Origin of the sequence: Moorena bouillonii PNG (assembly GCF_001942495.1) — a bacterium.
Taxonomy (GTDB): domain Bacteria; phylum Cyanobacteriota; class Cyanobacteriia; order Cyanobacteriales; family Coleofasciculaceae; genus Moorena; species Moorena bouillonii.
In genome coordinates this window covers 876,376-879,709 of the sequence record NZ_MKZS01000001.1, presented here as the reverse complement: position 1 = coordinate 879,709, position 3,334 = coordinate 876,376, and the positions used below count along the sequence as shown (strand labels likewise).

Annotated in this window: 4 protein-coding genes; 2 read left to right on the top strand and 2 right to left on the bottom strand. The window is 44.0% G+C overall.

Translation table 11 applies throughout. The annotated features are described in order from the left end of the window. Window positions 1–144 precede the first annotated feature (144 nt). Window positions 145–867, top strand: a complete 723-nt coding sequence (locus tag BJP37_RS03520; protein ID WP_075896517.1) for a pentapeptide repeat-containing protein — start codon at window positions 145–147, stop codon at window positions 865–867. Here BJP37_RS03520 and BJP37_RS43215 read toward each other — a convergent pair. Next, window positions 864–989, bottom strand: coding sequence for a hypothetical protein (locus BJP37_RS43215; protein WP_269086938.1), 126 nt, complete (start codon window positions 987–989; stop codon window positions 864–866). The genes BJP37_RS03520 and BJP37_RS43215 overlap by 4 nt on opposite strands. Window positions 990–1,045: 56 nt before the next feature. Beyond that, window positions 1,046–1,405, bottom strand: coding sequence for a hypothetical protein (locus BJP37_RS42125; protein WP_081431050.1), 360 nt, complete (start codon window positions 1,403–1,405; stop codon window positions 1,046–1,048). On the opposite strand from BJP37_RS42125, the gene BJP37_RS03510 reads away from it, so the two are divergent. Further along, entirely contained in the window at window positions 1,384–3,267 is a 1,884-nt protein-coding gene (locus BJP37_RS03510) for an alpha/beta hydrolase (RefSeq protein ID WP_075896515.1), read from the top strand. The two genes, BJP37_RS42125 and BJP37_RS03510, sit on opposite strands and share 22 nt — an antisense overlap. Window positions 3,268–3,334 lie beyond the last annotated feature (67 nt).

The window sequence follows — 3,334 nt, the reverse complement described above, 5'->3', positions numbered from 1 at the left end:
ATTCCCGATTCCCGATTCCCGATTCCCGATTCCCGATTCCCGATTCCCGATTCCCGATTGCCAAAATGTAAACTTTGTTTTCGTTATGTTACATTAAATTTAATACTTTCTTAAGCATTCGTACCTAGAGGACTAATCAACTACATGGCGGAACCAACCCATCTGGCTGAGCTTGAGCAGGGTCTAAAACTCTGGAATCAATGGAGAGACAATCATCCCAAACTGATCCCTGACCTGATGGAGGTAGACCTGAGTGGGAAAAACCTCAATGGTTTCAATCTCTTTCAAGCGGAGCTAATGGGAGCTAACTTGAGTGGGTCATTGCTGATTTATACTGACCTGACTGAGGCTTGTGTAGTTGGGGCAATTTTTGATAAAGCTATTCTTCGTCACGCTTACTTGAATAGAGCCAAGCTTACCCGTACATCCTTTCAAAGAGCAGACCTGACTATGACATCTTTGGAAGAGGCTAACCTAATTAGGGTTAACTTTTCTCTGGCAGACCTTGAGGGAGCTAATTTGTATAGAACTAACCTGATTGCTGTGAATTTCACCAAAGCCAATCTGAGTAGGGTCAACTTCACTGAGGCGGTGATGACTGGGGCTAATCTTAATGAAGCTCAACTGATTGGTAGTAATTTTGATAAAGCTAATTTAACAGGAGCAGATCTGGTTAAGGCTAATCTGAAAGGGGCTAACCTTAGTCAAGCTAATCTTAGTTATACCAACCTCAGAGAAGCTAACCTTAGTGAAACCAACCTCAGAAAAGCGAATCTTACCGGAGCTGATTTAACTCATGCCAACCTTCGGGGGGCTAATCTGATTGAAGCGGAACTTGATGGGGTGATATTGAATACGAGTATTTAGTTATATAGGAAAGGGAGTAGGGAGTAGGGAGTAGGGAGTAGGGAGTAGGGAGTAGGGAGTAGGGAGTAGGGAACAGGGAGTAGGGAAGAAATAGGTGTGTCTACTTCATTAATAGTAAGCATTCAGTAGTCAGCATTCAGTAGTCAGCAGTCAGCGGTCAGCAGTCAGCGGTCAGCGGTCAGCCTTTGCCTGAGCGCTGATAGCACCTTAAGTAGCACCTCAAGTAGCCCATAGGCTGATGGCTGATGGCTGATAACTGATAGCTGATAGCTGATAGCTGATAGCTGATAACTGATAGCTGACCGCTGATAGCTGATAGCTGATAACTGATAGCTGATAACTGATAACTGATAACTGATAGCTGATAACTGATAGCTGATAACTGATAGCTGATAGCTGATAGCTTACCCTTTAGTGCATAAGTGGTGCAGAAAAAATATTTCGATAGGCTTGTCGAGTCTTGATTAAGTCGGCTTTGATCGAAATATCCGCACTCACATTCTGCATAAATCGCTAATGATGAATTTTCAGCTGCCATGGTCTGATCGCTGCCATACCTCTGAATCTTCTGTGAAGAAAAAACACTGTAATGGTTCAATAGGTCAAATTAAAAAAATCAGACAGGGTGCTCTAGGTAGTCTCTTTGTGACTCTGTTTTGGGCAATTACCCCACCAGTTTTTGCCGCTGAGTATCTCACTCTACGTTTAGGGCCATTTGAGCAATCGGTCGCTATCACGGAATTAGAAACCTTTGCTGAGACAGGGGAATTATCACCAGCACTGCAACCCTATGGAGATATCCTCACGCCACAGATCCGGAAGATTTTGACCAATAGCCTCAAACTCAACCCTAAGACCACAGAAACCTTTATTAATGACCTTCTCCTCTCCAGCGATGGCGCACGGTTGTTGGAAAGACTAGGGTTAGCACTCCCTGATAGTAGTTTAGAGCAATTAAAAGCTGCTCTGTTGTTAGGAGCAAGGCAAGTCAATGGTTTAAGTGTGCTGAGTTTTTTACGGGCTTATCCAGGAGAAAATATCACTTTGGATGCTTCGTCTGCTGTTGGCATTGCCCTACAGCTCAATGCTTCCTACTGGAAGAGTTTAGCAGTTGGTCCAATTTTAGAGCAAGATTTGGCTGTTGCGGACGCTGCCACCTTTCGCCCTAAATTTGACCCTGCTAGTATTGGTCCTCAATTGGTTAAACAGCGTAAACTAAGACTAAGAGACCAACAACGGCAACGTACTATTATTGTAGATCTATACTGGGCTGATGATACTACTGGACCTTTGGTAGTTCTCTCCCACGGATTTGCTGCAGACCGCAAATTTCTGAGATATTTAGCACGCCATCTAGCGTCTCATGGTCTTACTGTTGCTTCCCTAGAGCATCCTGGCAGCAACTTTACCAGGATTAACAACTTGTCAGCACCAGGTAAACTTGGGGATTTGTTACCTCCGGGGGAGTTTATTGACCGCCCCAAAGATGTCAGCTTTCTCCTGGATGAGTTGGCTGACATCAATCAGAGATATTCTACCATGCTTGGGAAACTGAATACTCAACAAGTTACAATTATTGGTCATTCATTGGGGGGCTACACGGCTTTAGCGTTGGCTGGGGGAAAACTAAATTTAGAGGAACTGCGACAGTTTTGTAAAAATCGCTCTCCTGTGGGCAGATCCCCAGCAGATTGGTTCCAATGTGCAGCGGCTGATTTACCAGAAGACCAGGTTAATCTTACTGATCAGCGAGTGGTGCAAGCGATCGCATTGAATAGCGTAACGGGGCGTTTGTTTGGTACTAAGGGTTTGCGTCAAGTTACTGTACCAACCTTAATGTTAACGGGTACGGAGGATGCCATTACACCAGCTCTAGACCATCAGTTACGGTCTTTTAATCAGTTGGGGGGTTCTAAGTATTTGATTAGCGCCATTGGTGGCACTCACCTCAGTGTGACTGACCCGAAAAATCTTAACGATGCGATCGCTAGAAGTACTTTAGTCAAAGAGGTGGTTGGGGACGATGCCCATAGCCTGCGGCAACTGGTCAAAGGTGTAAGTTTAGCGTTTATTAAGCAGCTAACTCCAGAAGCTCAACGCTATGAACCATTTTTAACCCCAGCCTACGCTCAATCTCTTTCGAGTCCCAAAATTTCCTTGCGTCTGAGTACAAAATTACCTGCTACCATGGCAACTTGGTTTCAAGTTATATCCGTTGGAAATCAGCAGTTTGCTATTAACTTTAAGGACGTAAATTATGGATCGCTCAGCTCAATTCAGTTCTATTTTTATCCTAACACTAAAATGATGACCCCGAATATTTTTTGCATTGGACAGCTGAATCAATTGTTCACTAAACTTGTGAACAAGTACCGCGAAAAAGCAACTCGCATCAGTTAAGTTTAATAGTTTTAGGGAGTAGGGAGTAGGGAGTAGGGAATAGGGAATAGGGAATAGGGAATAGGGA